The following is a 24,936-nucleotide window of genomic DNA, read 5'->3' on the forward strand; positions in this document are numbered from 1 at the left end:
GCATGCTGAATTTTTACTTGAACGCCTGCGGTATCACCTGTGCGCTCGGCGATGGACATGAGCAGGTGAAGACGCGCCTGTACGCAGGCCGGACCGGCGTGGTGTCAAGCACGCGTTGGTCGGCGGGACGCGAGCTGCCGCTGGGCGAAGTGCCGGGCGAACTGCCATCGGTGGCGCATCTGCCGCCGCATCAGCGCAGTCGCAATAACGCGCTGGCGCTGGCGGCGTTGGCGCAGATTCGTCCCGCCGTGGAGGCGGCGATCGCGCGCCATGGCGCGGAGCGGGTCGGCGTCGTCATTGGCACCAGCACCTCCGGCATCGGCGAGACGGAGCAGGCGCTGATGCGCCATGCCATCGACGGCGGCCTGCCGCCGGACTTCCACTACAGCGTGCAGGAAATGGGTTCGCCAGCGGAAATGCTGGCGCGGGAGCTGGGACTGAAAGGTCCGGCCTATGTGCATTCCAGCGCCTGTTCGTCCAGCGCCAAAGCGCTGGCCAGCGCGGCACGCCTGATCCGCATGGGCCTGTGCGACGCGGTGCTGACTGGCGGCGTGGATTCGCTGTGCGCGTTCACGGTGGCCGGTTTCGCGGCGCTGGAGTCGGTCAGCACGGCGCAATGCAATCCGATGAGCGTCAACCGCAAGGGCATCAATATCGGCGAAGGCGCCGCGCTGTTCCTGATGAGCGCGGAGGCCGGGGACGCGTCGCCGGTCAGGCTGATGGGATGGGGTGAAACCTCGGATGGCCATCATATGTCGGCGCCCGATCCGGCCGGCGCGGGCGCTGAGTTGGCGATGTCGCAGGCGTTGCGGCGGGCCGGCCTCACGGCCGCGCAGATCGACTACATCAATATGCATGGCACGGCGACGCCGCAGAACGATGCGATGGAGTCCAGGGTGACCGAGAGGCTGTTTGGCGCGGAGGTGCCGGTCAGTTCGACCAAGCCGTTCACCGGGCACACGTTGGGGGCAGCCGCGGCGATTGAGGCGGCGCTGTGCTGGCTGGCCATGCAGGATGATAATCCGCTGGGCAAGCTGCCGCCGCATCTGTGGGATGGCGCCATCGACCCGGCGTTGCCGGCGTTGAACCTGGTGCCCGCCGGTGCGGCGCTGGGCCGTCCGCTGCGCCGTATCCTGAGCAGTTCTTTCGCCTTCGGCGGCTCCAACGCCGCGCTGGTGCTGGGGAGGGACGCCTGATGCTGCCCGATATCCGCATGCTGGTGCCGCACTCCGGCCAGATGGTGCTGCTGGACCGCGCGGTCAGCGCCGACGCCGACAATCTGTGCGCCGAAGTGCGGATTCACGAGGGCAGCATGCTGGCTGGAGAAACCGGCGTCGGTTCGTGGGTCGGTATCGAATACATGGCGCAGGCGGTGGCGGCACACGCCGGCTGGCTTGCGCTGCAACGGGGCGAAGAGGTGAAGGTGGGTTTCCTGCTTGGCGCGCGCAAATATGAGGCCAGCGTGCCGGCGTTCGCGCTGGGCAGCGTCTTGCGGGTGCATGTGCACCGCGTACTGCAAGGCGACAACGGCTTGGGCGCATTCGAGTGCGGCATCGATATCGTCGATGGCCTGGTCAATGCGGCGACGGCCACGGTGACGGTGTTCCAGCCTCACAATGTCAATCAATTTCTTAAAGATGGAAACGTAGGATGAGTCAGAATAAATCCATGAGCGTGCTGGTGACGGGATCGTCGCGCGGCATCGGCAAGGCGATAGCGCTGCGCCTCGCTCGCGATGGCTACGATGTGGTGCTGCATTGCCGCAGCCAGCGCGCGGAAGCCGATGCGGTGGCGCAGGAGATCGCCGGCATGGGCCGCGCCGCCCGCGTGCTGCAATTCGATATCGGCGACCGCGCCGCCACCGCCGCCGCGCTGGAGGCGGACATCGCCGAACATGGCTGCTATTACGGCGTGGTGTGCAATGCCGGCGTCGCGCGCGATAACGCCTTCCCGGCCATGTCCGGCGAGGACTGGGACATCGTGCTGCGAACGAATCTGGATGGCTTCTATAACGTGCTGAATCCCTTGATGATGCCGCTGGTGCAGCGCCGTAAGCCGGGCCGCATCGTGACGCTGGCGTCGGTTTCGGGTCTGATCGGCAATCGCGGCCAGGTCAATTACAGCGCGGCCAAGGCCGGCGTCATCGGCGCCACCAAGGCGCTGGCGCTGGAGCTGGCCAAGCGTTCGATCACCGTCAATTGCGTGGCGCCTGGCCTCATCGAAACCGATATGATTGAGGACGTGCCGATGGAGGAAGCGCTGAAGCTGATTCCCGCGCGCCGCGTGGGCAAGCCGGAGGAGGTGGCGGCCGCCGTCAGCTTCCTGATCGGCGAAGACGCCGGCTACATCACGCGCCAGGTCATTTCAGTCAACGGAGGACTCGCATGAGCCGCCGTGTCGCTGTCACCGGCATGGCCGGCATCAGCCCGATCGGCAACGACTGGGCCGCCATCCGCGAACGTCTGGGCCAGTACCGCAACGCGGTGGTGCGCATGGCGGACTGGGAAGACTACGAAGGCCTCAACACGCGCCTGGGCGCTCCTGCCGCACCGTTTGAACTGAGCGAACGCTACAACCGCAAGGCGGTCCGCAGCATGGGCCGCGTGGCGCTGATGGCGACGCGTGCCAGTGAGCTGGCACTGGCGGATGCCGGCCTGCTCGACCATCCACTGCTGAAAAGTGGCGATATGGGCGTGTCGTTTGGCTCGTCGGTCGGTACGACAAGCGCCATCGGCGACTTCGGCCACATGATAGTGGAGCGCACCACCAGGGGCATTAACGCCACCACCTACATCAAAATGATGGCACATACGGCGCCGGTGAACATCGGCGTATTCTTTGGCATTACCGGCCGGGTGATTACCACCTCCAGTGCCTGCACCTCGGGCAGCCAGGGCATAGGCTATGCGTATGAGGCGATCAAGAGCGGCAAGCAGATCGCGATGGTGGCGGGCGGCGCCGAGGAATTGTGCCCGACCGAGGCGGCGGTGTTCGATACCTTGTTTGCCACCAGCACCCGCAATGACGCGGGCCACACCACGCCGCGTCCATTTGACGGCGGACGCGATGGCCTGGTGATTGGCGAGGGCGCTGGTTGCCTGATCCTGGAAGACCTGGAGCATGCGGTCGCGCGCGGCGCCGCCATTCACGCGGAATTGGTTGGCTTCGGCACCAACAGCGACGGCAGCCACGTCACGCAGCCGAGCGCGGTCACCATGCGCAAGGCGATGCAGCTGGCTTTGCAGGATGCCGGCTTGCAGGCCGCGGACATCGGCTACGTCAATGCCCACGGCACCGGCACGGCGCAAGGCGACGTCGCCGAATCGCAGGCGACCCATGCATTGTTCGGTGGCGCGACGCCCATCAGTTCTTTGAAGAGCTACATGGGCCACACCCTGGGCGCGTGTGGCGCGCTGGAGGCCTGGATCAGCATTGAAATGATGCGCGAGGGCTGGTTTGCGCCGACGATTAATCTGGAGCAGGTTGACCCGGCGTGCGCCCCGTTGGACTACATCGTGGGCGAGGGGCGGCATCTGGATTGTGACTACGTCATGTCGAATAACTTTGCTTTTGGCGGCCTCAACACGTCGCTGATCTTTAAACGTTACGTCAAATAGGCGGTTTCGTGAAGATTGATTAACGCCAGAGCCAATTCCACAGACCGGGGAGCTTGGGCTTGCTGTCGGCGCCGCTCACGGTGGCCGCCAGCGCCGCCCGCTCCAGTTCATCGTGGTTGTCGTAGAACGGCTTGTCGGCCAGAGGCACGTTGAGCTCGCGGGCAACGTCCAGCAGGATGTCCAGGTATTCCTCGATGTGGCGCGCGGTGTAGGTATTCACGTCGTGGAAAGTGACGACGACAGGTGTGAAGCCGTCGACCTCGGGCATTTTTCCCTCGGCCCAGCGCTGGCGCGTTTCCGTTAGATGGTTGAGCATGTTGGAGCGCTTGTGCCAACTGAAATTGACCCCGTAGATCTTGCCATCGTTGGCGCTGAGATCGGTGAGCAGCATCCGCAAGCCATGTGCGTGATAAGAGGCGAGTGTGTCCGCGTCGTAGGCCCAGAATGGCGGGCGCACCAGCTTGGGGGCGGCGCCGGTTTCGGCGCGCAGATCGTCAATGCCCAGCTGCATGGTCTGGTCGAGATGTTCCCGGTCCATGAAGCGGTGGTTGGAGTGGAACGGCGTGGCTGAATGCAGGCCGATGACATGGCCTTCAATGTACTCGCGCCGTATCAGCCAGCGGCCCATGTCGGTGCCGCCGCCATTCCAGGCGCGGGTTTGGGTGAAGAAGACCGCCTTGATGTGGCGCTGTGCCAGTACTTCGAGAATGTGGACGGTGGGGTTGTCATTGACAGCCGCCGCCGGGCCGTCATCGAAGGTCAGCAGGAAACGCAGCGGCGCAGGGGCTGCCTGAGCCGCCCCGGCGCCGGTGCATAGTACAAGCGTTAGCGCGGCAAGCAGCGGACGTAGGCGAGGTGCTATCACAGGTGCATTCGATAAAAAGAGTCCGGCATTGTACGTGAATTTGATGACCGGGAAGGCCGCGCGGCCTCGTTTATAATGCTCCTTTGACTTAGGGCAATTATTCGAGACATGACGAAGGCTTTTTTCTGGATGGTGGATGCGGACGCGGTGACGGACGCCGAGCTGCAACGCTTGCGCGGCTGGCTGTCGCCGGGCGAGATGGCGCGCCACCAGCGCTTCGTCCGTGCCCATCGCCAGCGCCAGTTCGTGGCCGGCCGCGTGCTGTTGCGCATGGCGCTGGGCCGGCTGCTGGGCGTGACGCCGCAGGAGATCCGGCTGGAAGAGCAGGTCGGCAAGGCGCCGCGTCTGGCCGCGCCGCTGCTCAAGGGCGCGCAGCCCGGTTTCAGCATCGCCCACAGCGGGCGCTGGGTGGCGTGCGCGGTCAGCGCGCAGACCGCGCTGGGACTCGACATTGAAATGAAGGACGGGGCGCGCGATCTCAGCGCGCTGGCCGCGCAGGCTTTCGACAGCGTCGAAATGTCGCAATGGGAGCGTCTGCAAGGACTGCCTGACGCCGAGCGGGTGGAAGGTTTCTACCGCCTGTGGAGCGAAAAAGAAGCGCGCTTCAAACTGGGTGTCACCGGCGGCGGCCACTGTCTGGTGCTGCCGCATGCCGAACTGTCGGTGGTGCTGTGTACCGACAAACCGCTGGAGCGTCCGCCAGCCATCGAGCTGGTGACGCTCCAGGCGTAATTGCCTTGGGCAAGCCTTGCGTGTAAATTGCGCGGCGCTTAACGCGGAGCTTAAACTAAGGGGAGCAGAGCGAGAACCATCGTCGATGGCGCTCGAAGGCGCGTAGTTTGTGTGAGGGTACGCTGCTACGCTTTCAGTGCCGTGGCAAGAATGTCGCGCAGTGGCGTTGGCGGATGTCCAGCAAGACGCTCCACGTCGCCGGTCACGATATCGAAGGCGCCGGCTACGAACTTGCGCTTGATGTCCAAGACAACATTAACGACCAGTTCCGGAAGGCCGGCCTGGGCAAGCCCGCCCGCGAGTTGCTCTTGCGCAAGAGCGACGAAGCCGACAGGCGCGCCGGTGAGTTCCGAAACGATCGCGGCCCGCTCTTCGCCGGTGATGGCGGTCGAGCCTGTCGCGTTGTAAATGGCGCCGCCGTGGCCTTCACCGGTCAGAATGCCCACGGCTGCCGCAGCCACGTCGTTCCGGGACACATAGGCCACACGCTCCGCACCCAATCCCGCGAGCACCCCGGCGCCGAGCGAGTTCTTGATCTCGTCGGCCATCGACTCGGCGTAGTAGTTCATCCGGAGAATGGTCCAGCGCGGTGCCGTCCGAATGAGGTGCTGCTCGCCATCCCAGTATGGAGCAACAATGGAAGGCTCCGCCGCCTCCTTGGTTCCCGCCGCAGAGACGAGCACGACATGTGCCACACCGGCCTGTCGCGCGGCGTCAATGGCCGCCTTCAACTGGCGGCCTCGCACACCGGGGCGCAGGTCGGCACTGGGAATGATGAGCAAGCGATCAAGCCCTTGGTAAGCCTGCGCCAGCAAATCCGGGCGATCATAATCCCCTTCGCGGCCTTCGGCCGGCGCGGCGATCTTCGAGGGGCTTCGGGAGATGCCGATAATGACATCGCTTGTGTTGCGTGCTGACAAGAATGCACATTTCTGTTCTTAACGATCAAAAATGTGCATGTAAAGAGAGGGAGAAAGAAGTGGCCAAAACGCATATCGCAGATCCGATAGGATGCGAAACCGCTGATGACGATCACGCAAGGTGCAAGGCCTTAGGTCAGGTACTTGATCGTATCGGTGACAAATGGACGATCGGAGTGGTTGGAGCCCTGTCCAAAGGACCAATCCGTTTCAATTCCTTGCTTCGCCTGATCGGAGGAGTCTCACATCGAATGCTAACGCTGACACTGCGTGGCTTGGAACAGGACGGACTCGTTAAGCGGACGGTGTACCCAACCGTGCCACCCAAAGTCGAGTATGAGCTTACCGAAATGGGCGGTTCATTGATCGGCCCCTTGGAAGCGCTATCGCTGTGGGCACAAGAGCATCGTCCAGCTATTGAGGCTGCGCGTGCCTTCTCAGCCGCCCACCAAAAACAAGGCGCGGCGCCGGCGCGGCCAGTGGTGCAGCCAGCACTGCGATCAACCCTCGCGCTGTCAGCCTGAAAGGGCGGGGCTTAACAGGTGTATAGTCAATCCATGATGTGAGCGGAGGGTTTGTCATGGAAAGCAAGCTAGATGCGCTGTTGGCGGCATATTCCGCCGGGAACACCAGCCGTCGCGAGCTGGAGCGTGCCACCGGGCTGTGGTTTGGGGAAATACTGTCAGAAATGGCATTTCGTCATTTGCCGCTTCCTCGCGTCGATACGCGCGTTCATTTCAATGAAGCTCAGCGGCGCTTGTTTGAGCGGGTGTTCGGATGAGCATCACCCTGATCGTCACCGATGCCGGACCGCTGATCACGCTGGCGGTGGCGGATGCGCTCGATACGCTGACGCTGCTGGGCGCACGGGTCGTCATTCCCGACATGGTGCATTTTGAAGTCACCCGGCATGCCGATAAGCCGGGCGCGCAAGCGCTGGTGACCTGGCTGGCGGCGAATCGCGGCCGGGTGGAAATTGGCGCCACCGAGGAATTCGCCGAGTTTTCCCAAAAGCTGATCGCCGATGCGGAGGCGATTCTTGACCGTGCCACCGCTGTCCGCGGCCCGACGGCGCGTGCCACCGGTGCGTTTGCCAGCGGCGGGGCGGCGGACGAATTGAAAGCATGGACCGGTTGATTCCGCCCGGGCCTGTGGCTTTTCGGCTGCGGTTATAATCCGCTCAATCTTTCCTGAACGGATACGTCCTCATGAGCCAGCCCAATCAGTTCTCGCTGTTGAAGCAACGCCGCTTTGCGCCGTTTTTCTGGACCCAGTTCCTCGGCGCGTTTAACGATAATCTGTTCAAGACCGCGCTGGTGGTGATCATCACTTTCGATGCGCTCAGCTGGACCACCATGTCGCCGTCGCTGGTGACCAATCTGATTCCCGGCCTGTTCATCCTGCCTTATGTGCTGTTCTCCGCCACTGCCGGCCAGTTGGCCGACAAGTTCGAGAAGTCCGGCCTGACGCGCTTCGTCAAGTGGCTGGAGGTGGCCATCATGTGCGTGGCCGGCATCGGCTGGGTGACGCATCATCTGTGGCTGCTGATTGCCGCCGTGGTCGGCATGGGCGTGCATTCGACGCTGTTCGGCCCCGTCAAATACGCCTATCTGCCGCAGCAGCTCAAGCCCGAGGAGCTCATCGGCGGCAACGGTGTGACCGAGATGGGCACTTTCGTCGGCATTTTGATGGGCGAGGTGCTGGGCGCGATTCTGGTGGTGCAGCAGCCGCATGGCCTGATGCTGGAAGCGGCCGCCACCGTCTGCGTGGCCGCGCTGGGCCTGGCCGCCGCTTACCGCATCCCGTTGTCGCCGGCGCCGGCGCCGGACCTGAAGATCAGCTGGAACTTCGTCGCCGAATCGATCCGCAATATTAACTTCTCGCGCAAGAACCGCACGGTGTTCCTGTCCATGCTGGGTAACTCGTGGTTCTGGTTCTATGGCGCGCTGGTGCTGGCGCAGTTCCCGGTGTATGCCAAGGATTATCTGCACGGCGATCACGGCGCCTTCGTGCTGCTGCTGACCATTTTCTCGCTGGGCGTGGGCAGCGGTTCGCTGCTGTGCGAGCGCCTGTCCGGCCGCAAGGTGGAGATCGGCCTGGTGCCGTTCGGCTCCATCGGCCTGACGGTGTTCGGTATCGACCTGTATTTCGCCAGCCTGGCGTTCAGCGGCTCCGCCGTGGCGGGCGCGCATCTCGATGCGTTTGCGCTGCTGGCGCAGCACGGCATGTGGCGCATCCTGTTCGACGTGCTGATGATCGGCATGTTCGGCGGCTTCTTCATCGTGCCGCTGTTCGCACTGATCCAGCTGCGCTGCGACCCGGCGCATATCTCGCGCACCATCGCCGGCATGAATATCCTCAACGCGCTGTTCATGGTGGCGGCGGCCGGCCTGGCGATCGTGCTGCTGGGGCAGGGCCTGACCATTCCGCAGCTGTTCCTGGTCACCGCGCTGCTGAACGCGGTGGTGGCGATCTACATTTTCTCGCTGGTGCCGGAATTCCTGATGCGCTTCCTGGCCTGGCTGCTGATCCACACCATCCACCGCGTGCACGTGGTGGATGCCGAGCGCATTCCGGCCGAGGGCGCGGCGGTGCTGGTGTGTAATCACGTCAGCTATGTCGACGCCATCGTCATCGTGGCGGCGGCGCCGCGCCCGATCCGCTTCGTGATGGATCACCGCATCTTCAAACTGCCGCTGCTGGGCTGGATCTTCCGCACCGCGCGCGCGATTCCGATCGCGCCGGCCAAGGAAGACCCGTGGCTGATGGAGAAGGCTTACGTCGATATCGCGCAGGCGCTGCACGAGGGGGAACTGGTGTGCATCTTCCCCGAGGGCCAGCTGACCCGCACCGGCGATATCAATGAATTCAAGGGCGGCGTCGCCAAGATCATCGAGCGCACCAAGGTGCCGGTGATTCCGTTGGCGCTGCGCGGCCTGTGGGGTCATCTGCTGAGCCGCAACAAGGACAATGTGTTCGAACGCGTGTTCCGCAAGGGCCTGCGTTCGCGCCTGGAACTGGCGGTCGGCGCGCCGGTGGCGCCGCAGGACGTGTCGCCGGAGGACCTCAAGCAGCGCGTGGCGGCGCTGCGCGGCGACTGGAAGTAAGCGCTAGCGCGCGGCCTGCACCTGGTCGCGGTTGTGGTGCGCGCCGGCCAGGCGCACAATCTGTTCCAGTTCCACTGGCTTGACCAGATGATGGTCGAATCCCGCTTCCACCGTGCGCCGGCGCGCGTCGCCCTGGCCCCAGCCGGTGAGGGCCAGCAACAGGATGCGCTCGGCGCCGGCGATCTGGCGGATGGCGCGCGCGGTTTCGTAGCCATCCATGCCGGGCATGCCGAGGTCCATGATGATCATGTCCGGCGCCTGCGCCTGCACCGAGGCCACGGCGGCGGCGCCGTCGTACACGGTGCGCACGTCAAAACCGTCCAGCTCCAGCAGGGCGGTGAGGGAATCGGCGGCGTCCTGGTTGTCGTCCACCACCAGCACCTGCATCTTGTGGCCATCGGTGCCGGCGTCTTGCGCCAGCGGCACGGCGTCGCGCCGGCCCTCGCGCTCCAGCACCGGCAGGCGGATCACGAACTCGCTGCCTTTGCCCGGCCCTTCGCTGTAGGCTTCCACCGTCCCGCCATGCATTTCGGCGAACTGGCGCGACAGGCTCAGGCCGATGCCAAGGCCGCTGGAGAACTGGCCGTTGACGGTATTGCTTTGCTCGAACATGCGGAAAATGCGCGGGATGGTGTCGCCATCGAGGCCGATGCCGTCGTCGCGGATGCTGACCAGCAGGTCGTCTTCATCCACCGTCGCGCGCACCACCACATGCCCGCCCTGCGGCGTGAACTTGACCGCGTTGGACAGGATGTTGGCGTAGATCTGCACCACGCGCGCGTAGTCCACGTTCAGCATCACCTCCTGCGGCGGCAGCTGGAACACGATGTGCATGCGCTTGGCGTCCGCCGCCTGCTGGCACAATTCGCTCACGTGGCTCATCACCGAGGCCAGCGACGCCAACTGGCATTGCAGCTTGATCTTGCCGCTGGTGATGCGCGCCACGTCCAGCAAGTCGTCGACCAGGCGCGTCAGCAGGCGCACCTGGCGTTCCACCATGTCGCGGATGCGCGCCACCGGCGCCGCGTTCGGATACAGATGGGTGAGCAGCGACACCGAGGTGCGGATCGGCGCCAGCGGATTGCGCAGCTCATGCCCAAGGCTGGCCAGGAATTCATCCTTGCGCCGCGCCGCCTCGCGCATCTGGTACTGCTTGTTGCGCGCGCGTAGCGTCGCATGCAACGCGGTGATCAGCGTCAGCGTGCGCACCGGCCGCTCCAGCAGGGCGAGGTTGCCGAGGCCCGCCACCGCCTGCCGCACAGTGGGCGAGTCGGCACCGCCGCGGGTCAGCAGGATGATGGGCAGGTCGGACCAGTCGGGCTGGCGCGCCACGCATTTTTGCAGCAGCTGGTAGCCGCCGGGCGCCAGCGCTTCTTCCACCGTCAGCACCGCGCCAACGCCGCGTTCCAGTTCTTCCGCCAACTCGGCCAGGGTGGCGCACACGTGGCTGTCGATGGCGGCCACGGCCAGCACGCGGGCGGCCAGCGGCGCATCCTGTCCGGTGGGGGCGTAGATCAGGATGCGCGCTTCCATGTCGCTCACTCCACCTTGACGGCGCCGTGGAAGGTCGGTACGCCGGTCAGCACGCCATGAAAGTTTTTCAACACCGGCCCCACGCGCAACCCGTGAGCACCGACTTCAAAGCGGCGCAAGCTGCGTTCGTGCGTGCTGCCGCGTTTCTTGAACACGGAGATGGCTTGGTGAACTTCGCCGGCCGCCTCGAAATAGCGCAGCATGATGACGTTGTCGGCCAGGTAGCTGGCATCCACCGTGTTGTTCATGTTGTTGCCGACGACACCTTGCTGGACGCCGACCAGGATGCTGACCACGCCGCGCTGGCCGAGATAGGTCAGCAGCTCGTGCAGGTAGATGATGAGGAAGCGCTCGTCCGGCACCGCGTTCAGATAGCCGTTCAGGCTGTCGATGACCACCACCCGCGCGCCTTGCTCCACGACTTGCGTCACTGCGGCGGAAAACTCGCCGGGCGACAGTTCCGCCGGATCGATCTGCTGCACCGTCAGCAACCGTTGGCGAATGGCGCCGGCCAGGTCGATGCCCAAGCCGCGGCAGCGGTTCAGCATGTTGTTGCGCGATTCCTCGAACAGGAACATGGCGCAGCATTCGCCGCGTTGGGTGGCGGCGTGCACGAACTGCGCCGCCAGCGAGGATTTGCCGGTGCCGGAGGGCCCGCTGATCAGGGTGCTCATGCCTTCTTCCAGGCCGCCGCCGATCAGCGCGTCCAGTTCCGGCAGCCCGCTGGAGAGTTGCTGGCGCTGGCCGGTCTCGCGCGAGTCGGCCGCCACCAGGCGCGGATAGATGTGCAGGCCGCCCTTGACGATCTTGTAGTCGTGCGCGCCGCCGCGGAAAGCCACGCCGCGATACTTCACCACGCGCAGGCGACGCCGTTCGGCGCCATAGGCCTGGTCGGCCAGCTCCAGCGTCAGCACCGCGTGCGCCACGCTGCGCACTTGCAGGTCGGTGGAGAGGGCGGTGCGGTCGTCGAGGAAGATGGTGGTGCAGTGGCGCCCGCTCAGGTACTGCTTGAGCGCCAGCACCTGGCGCCGGTAGCGCAGCGGGCTTTCCGCCAGCAGCTGCAACTCGGACAGCGAATCGAGCACCACGCGGCGTGGCTGATAGCGGTCGATGGCGGCCAGGATGCGCTGGGTGGTGGCGCTGAGCTCAATTTCCGAGGGGTGGAAGATGGTGTACTGCTGGTCCGGATCGAGTGCCTTCTCGTCGGGGATGATTTCCTCGATGTGGATGCCCTCCGTGTTCCAGCCGTGCGAGGCGGCCACGCTGCGCAGCTCCACCATGGTTTCGGCCAGGGTGATGTACAGGGTGGACTCGCCGCGCCGCACGCCCTCGTTGAGGAACTGGAGCGCCAGCGTGGTCTTGCCGGTGCCCGGTTCACCCTCGACCAGGTACAGTCGGTCGCTGGTCAGGCCGCCGGCGAGGACGTCGTCCAGGCCCGGCACGCCGGTGGATAGAAAATCGCTAGTGATGCTGTTTTGCTCTTCCATGAGTAAGAATCCAAACAAAACTCCGATGCCGATTATCCTACCCGAACGCACAAAAACACGATGTTCGATAGCGCACTTAGCGGCGCGCGCGCAATTGCATCCCTTGCTGTTTTTGGCGGTACATGGCGCGGTCGGCGCGGCCCAGCAGCATCTCGGTATCCTGCGGATCGTCGGGATGGTGGATGGCGACGCCGATGCTGGCGCTGAGCGAGACGGTGGCGGTCTTCAGGATGAAGGGGCGCTGCAAGGCCGGCAGCAGCTTGTCGGCCGCCTCCTGGGCGTCGGCGTCGCTGTGCAGCATTTCGAGGATGACCACGAATTCGTCGCCGGCCAGGCGGCCGACGGTGTCGGTCTTGCGCACGGCGCCGCGCACCCGCTCGGCGAACTGGCGCAGCAGCTCGTCGCCTTCCTCGTGGCCGTAGCGGTCGTTGACCTGCTTGAAGCGGTCCAAGTCGAGGAACAACACGGCGCAGCTCTGGCGCAGGCGGTTGGCCCGTTGCAGCGCCTCGGGCAGGGCCTGCATCAGGGCGCGGCGGTTCGGCAGGCCGGTGAGGGTATCGTTCAGCGCCATCGCTTCCATCGACGCGAACAGCGATTTGCGCTCGCTGATATCGTGCAGGAAGGCGATGAACAAATGGCCGCTGCTGCGCGGCACGTAGGCCAGCGAGACTTCCACCGGCAATTCCTGGCCGGCGCGGTTGTGCAGCGTGAGCTCGACCCGGCGGCTCATGGCGGCGGCGCCGTCGCCGCGCTCGGCCAGCTGGCGCATGTCGCGTTCATAGGCGCGGCGCAGCAGCGGCGGCAGCATCATGGCGGCCAGCGGCTGGCCGATAACTTCCGTGCGCCGCCAGCCCAGCAGCTGTTCCGCTTGCAGGTTCCACTCGCGCACCACACCGCCCGGATCGAGGGCGATGAAGGCGTCGTGCGCGTTGTCCAGAATCGCCCGCAGCTCGGCGGCGCGTTCCTGGAGCAACTGCTGCGTGGTTTGTTCCTGCGACAGCGCGCGCTCCAGTTGCAGCGCCTTGCGGGCGATCTCGCGGGTGCGCTCGCCCACGGTGGATTCCAGCTTTTCATTCAGGCCGCGCAACGCGTCGAGGTGGCCTTGTTCGTTGCGCAGCATCTCGTTCAGGGCGCGCGACAGCACCTGCACCTCGTGATAGCTGTCGTGCTGGCGCACATCCGGCAGCACGGCGCCATCGGCCGGCGCGGCGGCCAATCGTTCCTCGATGGCGCGGCTGAGGGCATTCAGCGGACGGGTAAGGCGGCGCGCGAACAGGGCGCCGCCAAGCGCCATCACCGCGCCCAGCACGGCGCCCAGCAGCAGGATCTGGTGTTCCAGCGCGCGCGCGCCGGACAAGGCCAGCGCCTCCGGCTGGCGCACCAGGATGGCCCAGCTCAGGGTGGCCGGATCGCCGGGCGTGCCGCTGCGCGCGTAGCCGGTGAGGTAGCTGACGCCATCGGTCCAGCTTTCCTTGAGCGCGCCGGAGGCGCCGCTGTTGGCCAGCCGCAGGCTCTCGGTGTCGATCTTTTGTTCCTCCATGCCGCGCGGGCCGAGGATGACCGTGCCGTCGGCGCGCACCACAAAGATATCGGCCGAATACTGTTGGTCGGCCGGCGCCAGAATGGTCTGCGCCATGCGCCGCACCCAGCCCCAGCTCATGTGCACGCTGAGCACGCCGCGGAACTTGCCGTCCGCGTCTTGCACCGGGCCGGCGGCATCGACGAAGCGCCACGGATCGGCGCTGTAGGGCAGCTTCTTGCCGAGCGGCGGGATGGGGTGGAAGTCGCCGGCGTAGAGTTTGTCGCGGCCGTGCTTGAACCAGTCGCGCTCGCTGGCGTCGACGCCTTCCTGCACGCCCTGAGTGGCGGCAAACACCTTGCCGTCCGGCGTGGTCAGGCCGATCCAGGCGTAGTCGGGGAAGGTTTTTTGCAGGCTCTCCAGCACTTGCCGCACCTCGGCCGGGGTGCGGCCCTCGCGCACGCGCGGCAGTTCGGTCAGCAACTGGACGTCGCTGCCGGCCTTGCGCACCACGCCGTTGAGCGTGCCGCGCACCTGCCAGGACAGCTGTTGCAGGCGCTGCTCGGCCTCGCGCTGGGCGTAGCCGAGGGCGAAATGGTCGACCAGTATCAGCAATGACAACACCGTCAGCAGCACCGTCGCGCTCACGCCGACGGTTACCAGCGTGGTCAACCGGGGGCGAGTGGAAGAGGACAGCTGAGGCATGGGCTGCACTGGCGGACCAAATGATGTCAGAAAGAAAGTTACTAATTGTAACATCGGTGTCCCTGCGTAAAGTGCTTACCCGACCAATTTTGGCGGCTTAAACCACGCTTAAGTTTGCCGCATCGCAGCAGAAAGTGGCTTGACTTAATTAGAATGATCGTTCATTCTATAGTCTGTGCTTATTTTTTATACAGAAAGCCCAATCTTATGGAAGCCTTTTTCTGCAAAAAACCTCTGCTGCGGAGCGCTGGCGCCGCAGCCATGATCACCGCGATCGCCGTCCTGGCCGGTTGCTCCAAATCCACGACCGAAGCACCTCACAAGCAGCAGGTGGCGGAAGTGGGCGTATTCAAGGTGGCGCAGGAAGCGCTGCAAATCACGACCGAACTGCCGGGCCGCACCGCCGCTTATCAAGTGGCCGAGGTGCGCCCGCAGGTCAGCGGTCTGATTCAGAAACGCCTGTTTGTTGAAGGCGCCGACGTCAAAGCCGGCGTGCCGCTGTACCAGATCGACGCGGCCACCTACCAGGCCGCGTACAACTCGGCCAAGGCGGCGCTGGCCAAGGCTAAAGCCAACCTGGTGGCGGCCGCGCCGAAAGTGGCGCGCTACAAGGATCTGGTGGCGATCGAAGGCGTGAGCCGCCAGGATTACGACGACGCCGTCGCCGCCCACGAGCAGGCCAAGGCCGACGTGGAATCGGCCACCGCCGCGCTGGAACAAGCCAAGATCAATCTCAACTACACCCATGTGGATGCGCCGATCAGCGGCCGGATCAGCCGTTCGGCGGTGACGCCGGGCGCGCTGGTGACCGCCAATCAGGCCACCGCGCTGACCACCGTGCAGCAACTGGACCCGATCTACGTCGACGTGACCCAGACCAGCGAGGACATGCTGCGCCTGAAGCGCGAGATCGAAAACGGCGGCCTGAAAACGAATGGCGGCCAGGCCAAAGTGACGCTGGTGCTGTCGGACGGTACCAAATACGCCGAAGCCGGCAAGCTGCAATTCTCCGACGTGACGGTCGATCCGGGCACCGGCAACGTCACGCTGCGCGCGCTGTTCCCGAATCCGAAGCACGATCTGCTGCCGGGCATGTTCGTGCGCGCGGTGATCGAGTCGGGCGTGAATGAACATGCCATCGCCGTGCCGCAGCAGGGCGTGACCCGCAATCCGAAAGGCGAAGCCACCGCGCTGGTGCTGAACAAGGAGGGCAAGGTCGAACAGCGCACCCTGGTCACCGGCGGCACGCTGGGCGCCAAATGGCTGGTGAAGTCGGGCCTGAGCGAAGGCGATCTGCTGATCGTGGAAGGCGTGCAGAAAGTGAAGCCGGGCGCGCCGGCCAACGTCGCCAAGCCTGCCGCCGCTATCGCTTCGGGCGCCGGCGGCGCTATGCCCGCCAACGCCAAGAGCGCGCAGTAAGGAGATAACACATGTCCCGTTTCTTTATTGATCGCCCGATTTTTGCGTGGGTGGTCGCGATCGTCATCATGCTTGCGGGCGTGATTGCGATTCTCGGCCTGCCGATATCGCAGTATCCAAGCATTGCGCCGCCGTCGATTTCGATCAGCGGCACCTATCCGGGCGCCTCGGCCAAGACGGTGGAAGATGCCGTGACCCAGATCATCGAACAAAAGATGAAGGGTATCGACGGCCTGCGCTACATGTCGTCCGCCAGCGATTCGACCGGTGGTATCAGCATCACCCTGACCTTCAAGAGCGGCACCAATCCTGACATCGCGCAGGTGCAGGTGCAGAACAAGCTGCAACTGGCGACGCCGTTGCTGCCTGCCGCCGTTCAGCAGCAGGGCCTGGTGGTGGCCAAGGCGACCAAGAACTTCCTGATGGTGCTGGGCTTCGTGTCCGAAGATGGCTCGATGAAACAGGCCGACATCGGCGACTACGTGGCCGCCAGCGTGATCGACCCGATCTCGCGCGTGGAAGGCGTGGGCGACGTGACCAACTTCGGTTCGCAGTACGCCATGCGCATCTGGCTGGACGCGGCCAAACTGCAAAGCTACCAGCTGACGCCAGCCGACGTATCGACGGCCATCAGCGCCCAGAATACCGAGGTGTCCGCCGGTGAACTGGGCGGTCTGCCAGCCGTCGCCGGCCAGCAGCTGAACGCCACTGTGACCGCGCAAAGCCGCCTGCAAACCGCCGAACAATTCGGCGCCATCCTGCTCAAGACCTCCACCAACGGCGCCACCGTGCACTTGCGCGACGTGGCCCGCATGGAGCTGGGCAGCGAGACCTACAACATCCTGGCGCGCTACAACGGCAAGCCGGCATCCGGCGTGGCCATCAAACTGGCCACCGGCGCCAATGCGCTGGATACCGCCAATGCGGTGAAAGCCAAAGTGGCACAACTGGAGAAGCAATTCCCGCACGGTCTGAAGGCCGTGGTGGCGTTCGACACCACCCCATTCGTCAAGCTGTCGATCGAGGAAGTGGTGAAGACGTTGGTGGAGGCGGTGATCCTGGTGTTCCTGGTGATGTACCTGTTCCTGCAAAACTTCCGCGCCACGCTGATTCCGACCATGGCGGTGCCTGTCGTTCTGCTGGGTACCTTCGCCATCCTGTCGGCGCTAGGTTACTCGATCAATACCCTGACCATGTTTGCCGTGGTGCTGGCCATCGGCCTGCTGGTGGATGACGCCATCGTGGTGGTGGAGAACGTCGAGCGCGTGATGACGGAAGAGGGCCTGTCGCCGCTCGAAGCCACGCGTAAGTCGATGAGCCAGATCAGCGGTGCGCTGGTGGGGATCGCCATGGTGCTGTCGGCGGTGTTTGTGCCGATGGCGTTCTTCAGCGGTTCGACCGGCGTGATTTACCGCCAGTTCTCGATTACGATTGTTTCGGCCATGGTGTTGTCGGTGCTGGTGGCGATGGTGTTCACGCCGGCGCTGTGCGCGACCATCCTGAAACCGGTGGCCAAGGGTCATCACCTGACCGACAAGGGCTTCTTCGGCTGGTTCAACCGTACCTTCGAGCGCAGCACCAATAAGTACCAGGGCATGGTCGGTTCCATCCTGAATCGCGGCGGCCGCTCGCTGGCGGTGTATGGCATCATCGTCGCGGTGCTGGCGGTGGTCTTCATGCGCCTGCCGACTTCCTTCCTGCCGGAGGAAGATCAGGGCGTGCTGTTCTCGCAGATCCAACTGCCGACCGGCGCTACCCAGGAACGTACCCTGAAAGTGATTGAAAAAGTCGAGAACCACTTCCTGAACAACGAGAAGCAGGCTGTCGCCTCGGTGTTCGCAGTGGCAGGATTCAGCTTCAGCGGCAATGGCCAGAACAGCGGCATCGCCTTCGTGCGCATGAAGGACTGGTCCGAGCGTCCGGGCGCCGCCAACCGCGTCAGCGCGATTGTCGGCCGCGCCATGGGCAACTTCTCGCAGATCAAGGATGCGATGGTGTTTGCCTTTGCGCCGCCCGCGGTGCTGGAGCTGGGTAACGCCAGCGGCTTCGACTTGCAGTTGCAGGATATCGGCGGCGTCGGTCACGATGCGCTGATGGCCGCGCGTAACCAGATGCTGGGCATGGCGTCCCAGAGTCCTGTGCTGGTGGGGGTGCGTCCCAACGGCCAGGAAGATACGCCGCAATACAAGGTCACCGTCGACCAGCAGAAGGCGATTGCCCTCGGCCTGAAAGTGGACGATGTGAACAAGGTGCTCAGCACCGCATGGGGTAGCGCCTACGTCAACGACTTCGTCGACCGTGGCCGCGTGAAGAAGGTCTACCTGCAAGGTTCTGCGGAATCGCGCATGACGCCGGAAGACCTGAACAAGTGGTTCGTGCGCAACGCCGATGGCCAGATGGTGCCTTTCTCGGCCTTCACCACCGGCCAGTGGATCTACGCCTCGCCGCGCCTGGAGCGCTACAACGGCCTGCCGTCGACCGAGATCCTGGGCATGCCGGCGCCGGGCCAGTCGTCTGGCGCCGCCATGAAGGAAATCGAGAAGCTGGCGGAGCAACTGCCGCCGGGTATCGGCTACGAGTGGACCGGCCTGTCGACCGAGGAACGCGACTCCGGCTCGCAGACCACGCAGCTGTATGCGATCTCCATCCTGATCGTGTTCCTGTGCCTGGCCGCGCTGTATGAAAGCTGGTCGGTGCCGTTCTCGGTGCTGCTGGTGGTGCCGCTGGGTGTGGTGGGCACGGTGCTGGCGACCTTTGTGTTCAAGCTCTCGAACGACGTTTACTTCCAGGTCGGCCTGCTGACCGTGATTGGCCTGGCGGCGAAGAACGCGATCCTGATCGTGGAATTCGCCAAGGAGCTGCAAGAGCAGGGCGTGGAGCTGAAACAGGCCACGCTGCAAGCGGTGAAACTGCGTCTGCGTCCGATTCTGATGACCTCCATCGCGTTTGGCCTGGGCGTGCTGCCGCTGGCCATCAGCAGCGGCGCCGGTTCCGGCAGCCAGAACGCGATTGGCGTGGGCGTGTTGGGCGGGATGCTGACGGCGACCTTCCTGGGCATCTTCTTCGTGCCGCTGTTCTTTGTGCTGGTGCGCGGCTACTTCGCGCCGAAGAAGGCTGCTCCCGCAACTGTAGAGGTGCATTGATATGAAAAAGTCTGTTATTACGTTAGCTGCGCTGGCGATGCTGGCCGGTTGCAGCCTGGCGCCGGTGTACGAACGCCCGGCGCAACCGGTGGCGCAGGCCTGGCCGGCGGGCGAGGCCTACAAGGGCGTGCCTGCGGCGGCGGCCGACGCCAAGCCGGTGTCGCAAATCCTGTGGCGCGAATACTTCGCCGACGATAAGCTGCGCAAGGTGATCGAGCTGGCGCTGGCCAACAACCGCGACCTGCGCGTGTCGGTGCTGAACATCGAGAAGGCCAAGGCGCAGTACAACATCGACACGGCGGCGCTGCTGCCGAAACTGTCGGCGAACGTGAACCAGAGCGCGTCGCGCACGCCATCGAACATGACCGGCACCGGCAACGCGGCCATCAACCGCCAGTACAACGGCGGGCTGGTGATGTCCTCCTATGAGCTGGACTTCTTCGGCAAGGTGCGCAATCAGTCGGAGGCCGGCTTGCAGAGCTACCTCGGCACCGAGGAAGCACGCCGCACGCAGCAGATTACGCTGGTGTCGGAAGTGGCCAACGCCTATCTGACGCTGATCGCGGACCAGCAGCGTTTGAAGCTGGCGCAGGAGACGCTCAAGTCGCAGCAGACCAGCTATGACCTGAGCCAGAAGCGTTTCGCTTCGGGCGTGGTGGCCGGCACCGATATGTACGACGCGCAGACCACGCTGGAATCGGCGCGCAACGACGCCGCGGTCTACACCGCGCAAGTGGCGCTGGACCAGAACGCGCTGACGCTGCTGGTCGGCAGCGCCGTGCCGGAAGAGCTGCTGCCGGCCGGGGATCTGGCCGAGGTGACCCAGCTGGCGGCGATTCCGGCCGGCCTGCCGTCGGACCTGCTGCAATCGCGTCCGGATGTGCAAGAGGCCGAGCGTTCGCTGCGCGCCGCCAATGCCAATATTGGCGTGGCGCGCGCCGCCTTCTTCCCGAGCATCTCGCTGACCGCTTCCGGCGGCAGCGCCAGTTCCACCTTGTCCGGCCTGTTCAAGGCCGGTTCTTCGGCGTGGACGTTCGCGCCGGCCATCAACCTGCCGATCTTCGACGGAGGCGTCAACCGCGCCAACCTGAATATCGCCAAGGCGCAGCGCGACATCTCGGTGGCGCAGTACGAGAAGACGGTGCAGACCGCGTTCCGCGAGGTGACCGACGCCCTGGCCACGCGCGGCACGCTGGATGAGCGCCTGTCGTCGCAGCAGGCGCTGGTGGATGCGGCGCAGAAGAGCTATACCATCAACGAAGCACGCTACCGCAAGGGGGCGGATTCCTACCTGAACGCGCTGGTGTCGCAGCGCGCGCTGTATGCGGCGCAACAGGGCCTGATCACCACGCGCCTTGCAAAAAGCAGCAACGCCGTCACCTTGTACAAGGTGCTGGGCGGCGGCTGGCAGCCGGAATTGCCGCAACCGCGCGGTTAATCCGGTACGGCGGGTGCATTGCGGTGCGCCCGCCGTTATAATCTGCCTAATAAATATCCAAGGATCGCTCCTCATGAAAACCGAAGTGAAACGACGCAGTGACCCCGAACGGGCACAGAGTCGTCGTAGCCAGGTGTTGCAGGCGGCGGCTGTGTGCTTTGCCCGCAGCGGCTTCCATGGCGCCAGCATGTCCGAAATCTCGAAAGAGGCGGGCATGAGCGCGGGTCACATCTACAATTACTTCGACAGCAAGGAGGCCATCATCATGGCTTTTGTGGACCTGGAGTCGGAGCATGTGGCGGCGCAGTTGCGTGAACTGGGCAGCAAGGAAGATCCTTTACAGTCGATGATCGATGAGGCGCCGCGCCATATCGATGAGAATCTGGACCCGCAGTTTTTCCAGCTGCCGATGGAGATGTTTGCCGAGGCGGCGCGCAATCCCAAGATCGCCGAGGCGATGCGCGCGTCCGACGTGGCGGCCATGGCCGAGTTCCGGCCGATCATCAAGCGCGAACGGGAGCGGCGCGGCTTGCCGGTGGATGATGAGTTGCTGGATGGGCGCATCAATACCATGGTGTCGCTGTTCCATGGTCTGCCGATCCGCGCCCTGCATCGTCCCAATATGGACCGCAACTCCCTGGTGGAGGGGTATCGGGTCGCCATGAAGGCGCTGCTGCTGACCTGATTTGTCTCCTAATGTATCCGGCCGCTGCAGTCGCGCGGCTGCTGTTGTACCATGATTGATGTCTCTTTCCTGCCTACTGGAGCATCAATGACTAGCTACGTAATTCCCGCCCATGACATCGTTGGCTTGCCGGTCGCCGGCACGGCCGACCTGTTCCCTGTACGCCGCGTGTACTGCGTTGGCCGCAACTATGCCGGCCATGCGCGCGAAATGGGTTCCGATCCAGAGCGCGAGCCGCCATTCTTCTTCTGCAAACCGGGCGACGCCCAAGCCGTGGTGCCGGCCGCGCCGAACCGCGTGCTGGAGCTGCCTTATCCGCCGCAGACCAATAACCTGCACTACGAGTGCGAGCTGGTGGTGGCCATCGGCAAGGGCGGGGCGAATATCGCGGTGGAGGATGCGGCATCTCACATCTACGGTTACGCGGTCGGTTTCGACATGACGCGCCGCGACCTGCAATTCAAGATGCGCGATGCGGGCCGTCCGTGGGAGATCGGCAAGGCGTTCGACTACTCGGCGCCGATTGGCCTGATTCATCCGGCCACCGATGCCGGCGATATCAACAACGCCGCCATCCAGCTGGATGTGGACGGGGTGACCAAACAGTCGTCCACCATTGCGCATCTGATCTGGTCCATCAACGAGACCATCGCCAATTTGTCGACCCTGTTCACGCTGGCGCCGGGCGATCTGATTTTCAGCGGCACACCGGAAGGCGTGGGCGCGGTGGTGCGCGGCCAGGTATTGGAAGGCAAGGTCACCGGCTTATCGCCGATCACCGTGAAATTGGTATAAACCGTTTATAGTAAAGCATCGATGGCGCTTAACGCCTCATAGGCGCCCGCCGCCAGTCCGACGTCGCGCGGGCTGGCGACTTGCGGTTCGCGCGGGTTAATCCGGATCATGCGGCCATTGTGATGGCTGATGACGGCCTGTCCAAAATGGCGTACCGAAGGAATCGCCACACCGGCGCCCAGCTCCACCACCAGCGGACGGTTGGCTTTGCGCAGCAGCCCCTGCAAGCGTGCTTCCTGCGCTGCGGAGCGCTGTTCGTTCCATCCCCAATCGCCAAACATCAGGATATTCGGCCGTGCCAGCGCGCCGCAGTGCGGACAGGTCGGTGGCTGATTCAGCAAGCGGCAGGCATCGTTATCGACTTGCGGCGTGTAGTCGTCCGCGCTCCAGATGTGCGAGCCGCAGGGTTCCAGGCATTGCAGGTGGTGGATGGAGCCGTGGCATTCGTGGATGCGTTGCTGGTCGAAGCCGGCGGCCTGGAAGTGGCCGTCCACGTTGCTGGTGAAGACGGCGTAGCCCTGTTCCCGGCGCTCGCCCCATTTTTTCAGCAGCCCGAAGCCTGCATGCGGCACGGTGGCGCGGTAGAGATTGAGCCGATGTCCGTAAAATCCCCAGGCCAGCGCTGGATTCTGGTGAAAGGTGCCGGGCGACGCCACACTGGCGAACTCCATGCGCGCGCGGGCCAGCGCGGGGTAGGCTTTCCAGAAGCCCTGATTGCCGCGAAAATCGGGCAGTCCCGAGTCCACGCCCATGCCGGCACCGGCGGCCACAACCAGCAGATCGGCCTGGGTGATGAGGGCGGCGGCATGTTCAAGAGAGACAAGATTCATTCGTTCATCTTAACCTCGCAAAGCAAACATGACAAATACTTAAACTGGCTGCTATAATCGTGTGGTTAGTCGGGGCGTAGCGCAGCCCGGTAGCGTACCTGCATGGGGTGCAGGGGGTCGGAGGTTCGAATCCTCTCGCCCCGACCAACAATAAAATCAAGGACTTACCTGACTTTGGCAGGTAGGTCTTTTTTTTAGCCCGGCAGGAACAGCTTCAACAACGCCGGTAGCAATTGGGCAATGAAAATCGCTGTTACCGACCACGCGATGATGGAAGCTTTGGATTCGGCAATATGGGCCTTGGCCTCCGCGATCTCAGCCTTGGTCTCAGCCGCGAGAATATCGAAGTCTGCTTTGACTTGGGCAGCGTGAGTTTCCAAGCTCAGCCTGGTTGCAGTGGCTTGATTTTCCAAACTCTGCCTGGTTGTAGTAGCTTGATTTTCCAAACTCTGCCTGGTTGTAGCAGCTTGATTTTCCAAACTCAGCTTGGTTGCGGCAGCATGAGCTTCAACATTCATTGCGTGAGCTTCGAGACTTAGTTTGGTCATTTTAGCCAGCGCCTCGAAATCTGACTTCAACTGAGTAGCGAGCGCTTCAAAATTTATCTTGGTCACAGCGGCTTGAGTTTCGAAGTCTGCCTTGAGCTCAATCTTGTTCAGTGAAATAAGATTCTCAAGATTGGCGATAAGAATCTTGAGCTCGGTTATATCCTCTGTATGAACGGTCTCATCCGTTTCCAGCTTCTCAATGCGCGTCTCGGTATTCATGCGCCAATGGTAGGCCTCCGGCTTTTCGTCGTCAAATTGCGCAGACATAACGTACTCCTTCATCAGACCTCGGCAGTTCTTCATGCTGCGCCAGTCGTCCAATGAAGGTTTGATGCAGATCAAACGGGCTCTTTGTGGAAGCGGCCGTCTTTCATGATGGCGCGCAGGGGGTGGCGGTTCTGCAGGATGGTGACGTCTTGCAGCGGATCGCCGTCCACCAGCAGCAGATCGGCCAGGTAGCCGGGCTTGATGCGGCCGAGGTTGTGGCCCATGCCCATCAGTTCTCCACCCAGCCGCGTCGCGGCTTCCAGCGTTTCGCGCGCGGTATAGCCGAAGTGGCGCACGAACAGTTCGAGGTCGCGCGCATTGCGGCCGGTCGGGTTGAAGGGGAAGCCGTAGTCGCCGCCCGGCAGCATGCGGTGCTTGGCGGTTCGCGTTCGATCGATGATGCGATCAGACGCGGCCCCGGCATGCCGCCGCTCTGGATAAAAGAATTCAAAGTGACTTCAATGGTCTTGCTCAAGGCACCTGCGGAATAAGCGCTGGTATAGCCGTGATCGATCAGGATGCGCGCGTTGCGTGCGGTGCTGAGGATCAGGTCTTCCGGCGGCAGCGACAGGCGCGGTACCATGCGCTCACGGAACTGGGCCAGGACAGGTGGGCATGCGCCTCTACCAAGCCAGGCATCAGCGTGCGGCCGCCGCCGTCGATGATGCGATCCGCCACACCGCCCAGCGACGCCACTTCCGCTCCCAATTCGACAATGCTGGAACCTTCAATGCGCACCGCGCTGACGCCCGGCAGCGGGCCTCTGCCGTCAAAAATATTCACGCTATGAGAAACTATGCCGGGCATGGCATGTCCCGAACGGCATCATCTATCCGCTGCCGGGCAAGGGCGCTGGTTCGGGCTTTGCGTATAGCCTGGGCGAGAACTCGTTCCACCGCGTGGGCATGATGGTTGACTACCGCTTCTAAGCCATGAAAAATGAAAGCGCCGATGTTCCTCCGGCACAGGAGAATGGGCAGCCGAGGATAGGTATGCCGCGGTGATTTAAAGCAGGAGGTATTTCAACAACGCCGGTATCAGCTGCGCAAGGAAAACCGAGCTCACCACCCAGATGATGATGGTGGACTTGGTTTCCGCGATTTGCGTTTTGAGCCGGCTTTCCATCTCGGCCATTTCAGTCCTGAGCCGGCTTTCCATTTCGGAGAGAGCGACCTTGGTGGCACAGGTTTCCTTCAGGACGGCAATGTCAACCTTGATGCTGAGTTGTTCCATTTCGAGCTTGTCCAGACGTGCCTCGGGAGTCTTATCGTAGGCTTCCGATTTTTCCTTGTCAAATTGCGTGGACATAATGGGCTTGCAGGTGAG

Annotated in this window: 24 protein-coding genes and 1 tRNA gene; 15 read left to right on the plus strand and 10 right to left on the minus strand. The window is 63.6% G+C overall.

Annotated elements, in window-relative coordinates:
• Nucleotides 1-2: 2 nt before the first annotated feature.
• The 4 genes from GM676_RS10120 to GM676_RS10135 are packed head-to-tail and all read left to right on the plus strand — an operon-like array spanning nt 3 to nt 3,617.
• On the plus strand, nt 3-1,196 hold the full coding sequence (locus GM676_RS10120) for a beta-ketoacyl-ACP synthase (RefSeq protein WP_211923205.1): 1,194 nt from the start codon (nt 3-5) through the stop codon (nt 1,194-1,196).
• Entirely contained in the window at nt 1,196-1,654 is a 459-nt protein-coding gene (locus tag GM676_RS10125) for a hotdog family protein (protein ID WP_371866181.1), read from the plus strand. The genes GM676_RS10120 and GM676_RS10125 overlap by 1 nt, the downstream gene beginning before the upstream one ends.
• A complete protein-coding gene (fabG, locus tag GM676_RS10130; protein ID WP_155463414.1) occupies nt 1,651-2,388 on the plus strand; it encodes a 3-oxoacyl-ACP reductase FabG in 738 nt (245 codons plus the stop codon). Before GM676_RS10125 ends, fabG begins: the two co-directional genes overlap by 4 nt.
• Nucleotides 2,385-3,617: a beta-ketoacyl-ACP synthase gene (locus GM676_RS10135; protein ID WP_155463415.1), complete on the plus strand. Its 1,233-nt coding sequence runs from the start codon at nt 2,385-2,387 to the stop codon at nt 3,615-3,617. Before fabG ends, GM676_RS10135 begins: the two co-directional genes overlap by 4 nt.
• A gap of 19 nt (nt 3,618-3,636) precedes the next feature.
• Here the strand turns inward: GM676_RS10135 and GM676_RS10140 are convergent, their stop codons facing one another.
• Nucleotides 3,637-4,482 (minus strand): polysaccharide deacetylase family protein, encoded by an 846-nt coding sequence (locus GM676_RS10140; RefSeq protein WP_371866182.1) that lies wholly within the window; start codon nt 4,480-4,482, stop codon nt 3,637-3,639.
• 108 nt (nt 4,483-4,590) lie between these two features.
• On the opposite strand from GM676_RS10140, the gene GM676_RS10145 reads away from it, so the two are divergent.
• Nucleotides 4,591-5,214 (plus strand): 4'-phosphopantetheinyl transferase family protein, encoded by a 624-nt coding sequence (locus tag GM676_RS10145; protein ID WP_155463416.1) that lies wholly within the window; start codon nt 4,591-4,593, stop codon nt 5,212-5,214.
• Nucleotides 5,215-5,339: 125 nt separating this feature from the next.
• Here GM676_RS10145 and GM676_RS10150 read toward each other — a convergent pair whose 3' ends face one another.
• Nucleotides 5,340-6,134: an NAD(P)H-binding protein gene (locus GM676_RS10150; protein ID WP_155463417.1), complete on the minus strand. Its 795-nt coding sequence runs from the start codon at nt 6,132-6,134 to the stop codon at nt 5,340-5,342.
• Nucleotides 6,135-6,136: 2 nt separating this feature from the next.
• Here GM676_RS10150 and GM676_RS10155 point away from each other — a divergent pair, with 2 nt between their 5' ends.
• The 4 genes from GM676_RS10155 (at nt 6,137) to GM676_RS10170 (ending at nt 9,241) form a co-directional block, all read left to right on the plus strand.
• Nucleotides 6,137-6,658: a winged helix-turn-helix transcriptional regulator gene (locus GM676_RS10155; RefSeq protein ID WP_155463418.1), complete on the plus strand. Its 522-nt coding sequence runs from the start codon at nt 6,137-6,139 to the stop codon at nt 6,656-6,658.
• Nucleotides 6,659-6,714: 56 nt separating this feature from the next.
• Complete coding sequence (locus tag GM676_RS10160; RefSeq protein WP_155463419.1) at nt 6,715-6,915, plus strand: hypothetical protein; 201 nt, start codon at nt 6,715-6,717, stop codon at nt 6,913-6,915.
• On the plus strand, nt 6,912-7,271 hold the full coding sequence (locus GM676_RS10165) for a PIN domain-containing protein (protein ID WP_155463420.1): 360 nt from the start codon (nt 6,912-6,914) through the stop codon (nt 7,269-7,271). The genes GM676_RS10160 and GM676_RS10165 overlap by 4 nt, the downstream gene beginning before the upstream one ends.
• Before the next feature lie 71 nt (nt 7,272-7,342).
• Nucleotides 7,343-9,241, plus strand: coding sequence for an MFS transporter (locus GM676_RS10170; RefSeq protein ID WP_155463421.1), 1,899 nt, complete (start codon nt 7,343-7,345; stop codon nt 9,239-9,241).
• A gap of 3 nt (nt 9,242-9,244) precedes the next feature.
• Here GM676_RS10170 and GM676_RS10175 read toward each other — a convergent pair whose 3' ends face one another.
• The 3 genes from GM676_RS10175 to GM676_RS10185 form a co-directional block, all read right to left on the minus strand.
• On the minus strand, nt 9,245-10,774 hold the full coding sequence (locus tag GM676_RS10175) for a response regulator (protein WP_155463422.1): 1,530 nt from the start codon (nt 10,772-10,774) through the stop codon (nt 9,245-9,247).
• Between the two features lie 5 nt (nt 10,775-10,779).
• Complete coding sequence (locus GM676_RS10180) at nt 10,780-12,261, minus strand: ATPase domain-containing protein (RefSeq protein WP_155463423.1); 1,482 nt, start codon at nt 12,259-12,261, stop codon at nt 10,780-10,782.
• Between the two features lie 76 nt (nt 12,262-12,337).
• Nucleotides 12,338-14,485, minus strand: a complete 2,148-nt coding sequence (locus GM676_RS10185; RefSeq protein ID WP_155463424.1) for a diguanylate cyclase domain-containing protein — start codon at nt 14,483-14,485, stop codon at nt 12,338-12,340.
• Between the two features lie 207 nt (nt 14,486-14,692).
• Here GM676_RS10185 and GM676_RS10190 point away from each other — a divergent pair, with 207 nt between their 5' ends.
• The 5 genes from GM676_RS10190 (at nt 14,693) to GM676_RS10210 (ending at nt 21,965) form a co-directional block, all read left to right on the plus strand.
• The gene (locus GM676_RS10190) at nt 14,693-15,904 is read left to right on the plus strand and encodes an efflux RND transporter periplasmic adaptor subunit (protein WP_371866183.1); all 1,212 of its coding nucleotides are present in this window, start codon (nt 14,693-14,695) and stop codon (nt 15,902-15,904) included.
• 11 nt (nt 15,905-15,915) lie between these two features.
• Nucleotides 15,916-19,047, plus strand: coding sequence for an efflux RND transporter permease subunit (locus GM676_RS10195; protein WP_155463426.1), 3,132 nt, complete (start codon nt 15,916-15,918; stop codon nt 19,045-19,047).
• Between the two features lies 1 nt (nt 19,048).
• Nucleotides 19,049-20,485 (plus strand): AdeC/AdeK/OprM family multidrug efflux complex outer membrane factor, encoded by a 1,437-nt coding sequence (adeC, locus tag GM676_RS10200; RefSeq protein WP_155463427.1) that lies wholly within the window; start codon nt 19,049-19,051, stop codon nt 20,483-20,485.
• A gap of 85 nt (nt 20,486-20,570) precedes the next feature.
• Entirely contained in the window at nt 20,571-21,170 is a 600-nt protein-coding gene (locus GM676_RS10205) for a TetR/AcrR family transcriptional regulator (RefSeq protein WP_371866184.1), read from the plus strand.
• 87 nt (nt 21,171-21,257) lie between these two features.
• A complete protein-coding gene (locus GM676_RS10210) occupies nt 21,258-21,965 on the plus strand; it encodes a fumarylacetoacetate hydrolase family protein (protein ID WP_155463429.1) in 708 nt (235 codons plus the stop codon).
• Between the two features lie 5 nt (nt 21,966-21,970).
• Here GM676_RS10210 and GM676_RS10215 read toward each other — a convergent pair whose 3' ends face one another.
• Nucleotides 21,971-22,795: an SIR2 family NAD-dependent protein deacylase gene (locus GM676_RS10215; protein ID WP_155463430.1), complete on the minus strand. Its 825-nt coding sequence runs from the start codon at nt 22,793-22,795 to the stop codon at nt 21,971-21,973.
• Nucleotides 22,796-22,865: 70 nt separating this feature from the next.
• Between GM676_RS10215 and GM676_RS10220 the strand changes: the two genes are divergently transcribed.
• A tRNA-Pro gene (locus tag GM676_RS10220) sits at nt 22,866-22,942 on the plus strand.
• A gap of 47 nt (nt 22,943-22,989) precedes the next feature.
• Here GM676_RS10220 and GM676_RS10225 read toward each other — a convergent pair.
• From GM676_RS10225 to GM676_RS10235, 4 genes are all read right to left on the minus strand, one after another.
• Nucleotides 22,990-23,610, minus strand: coding sequence for a hypothetical protein (locus GM676_RS10225; protein ID WP_155463431.1), 621 nt, complete (start codon nt 23,608-23,610; stop codon nt 22,990-22,992).
• 71 nt (nt 23,611-23,681) lie between these two features.
• Entirely contained in the window at nt 23,682-23,978 is a 297-nt protein-coding gene (locus GM676_RS32135; RefSeq protein WP_229262617.1) for an amidohydrolase family protein, read from the minus strand.
• 178 nt (nt 23,979-24,156) lie between these two features.
• Nucleotides 24,157-24,393, minus strand: a complete 237-nt coding sequence (locus GM676_RS32140; RefSeq protein WP_229262618.1) for a hypothetical protein — start codon at nt 24,391-24,393, stop codon at nt 24,157-24,159.
• Between the two features lie 222 nt (nt 24,394-24,615).
• Nucleotides 24,616-24,918, minus strand: coding sequence for a hypothetical protein (locus GM676_RS10235; protein WP_155463432.1), 303 nt, complete (start codon nt 24,916-24,918; stop codon nt 24,616-24,618).
• Nucleotides 24,919-24,936: the final 18 nt, after the last annotated feature.

Source organism: Duganella radicis, from assembly GCF_009720825.1.
GTDB classification, from domain to species: domain Bacteria; phylum Pseudomonadota; class Gammaproteobacteria; order Burkholderiales; family Burkholderiaceae_D; genus Rugamonas; species Rugamonas radicis.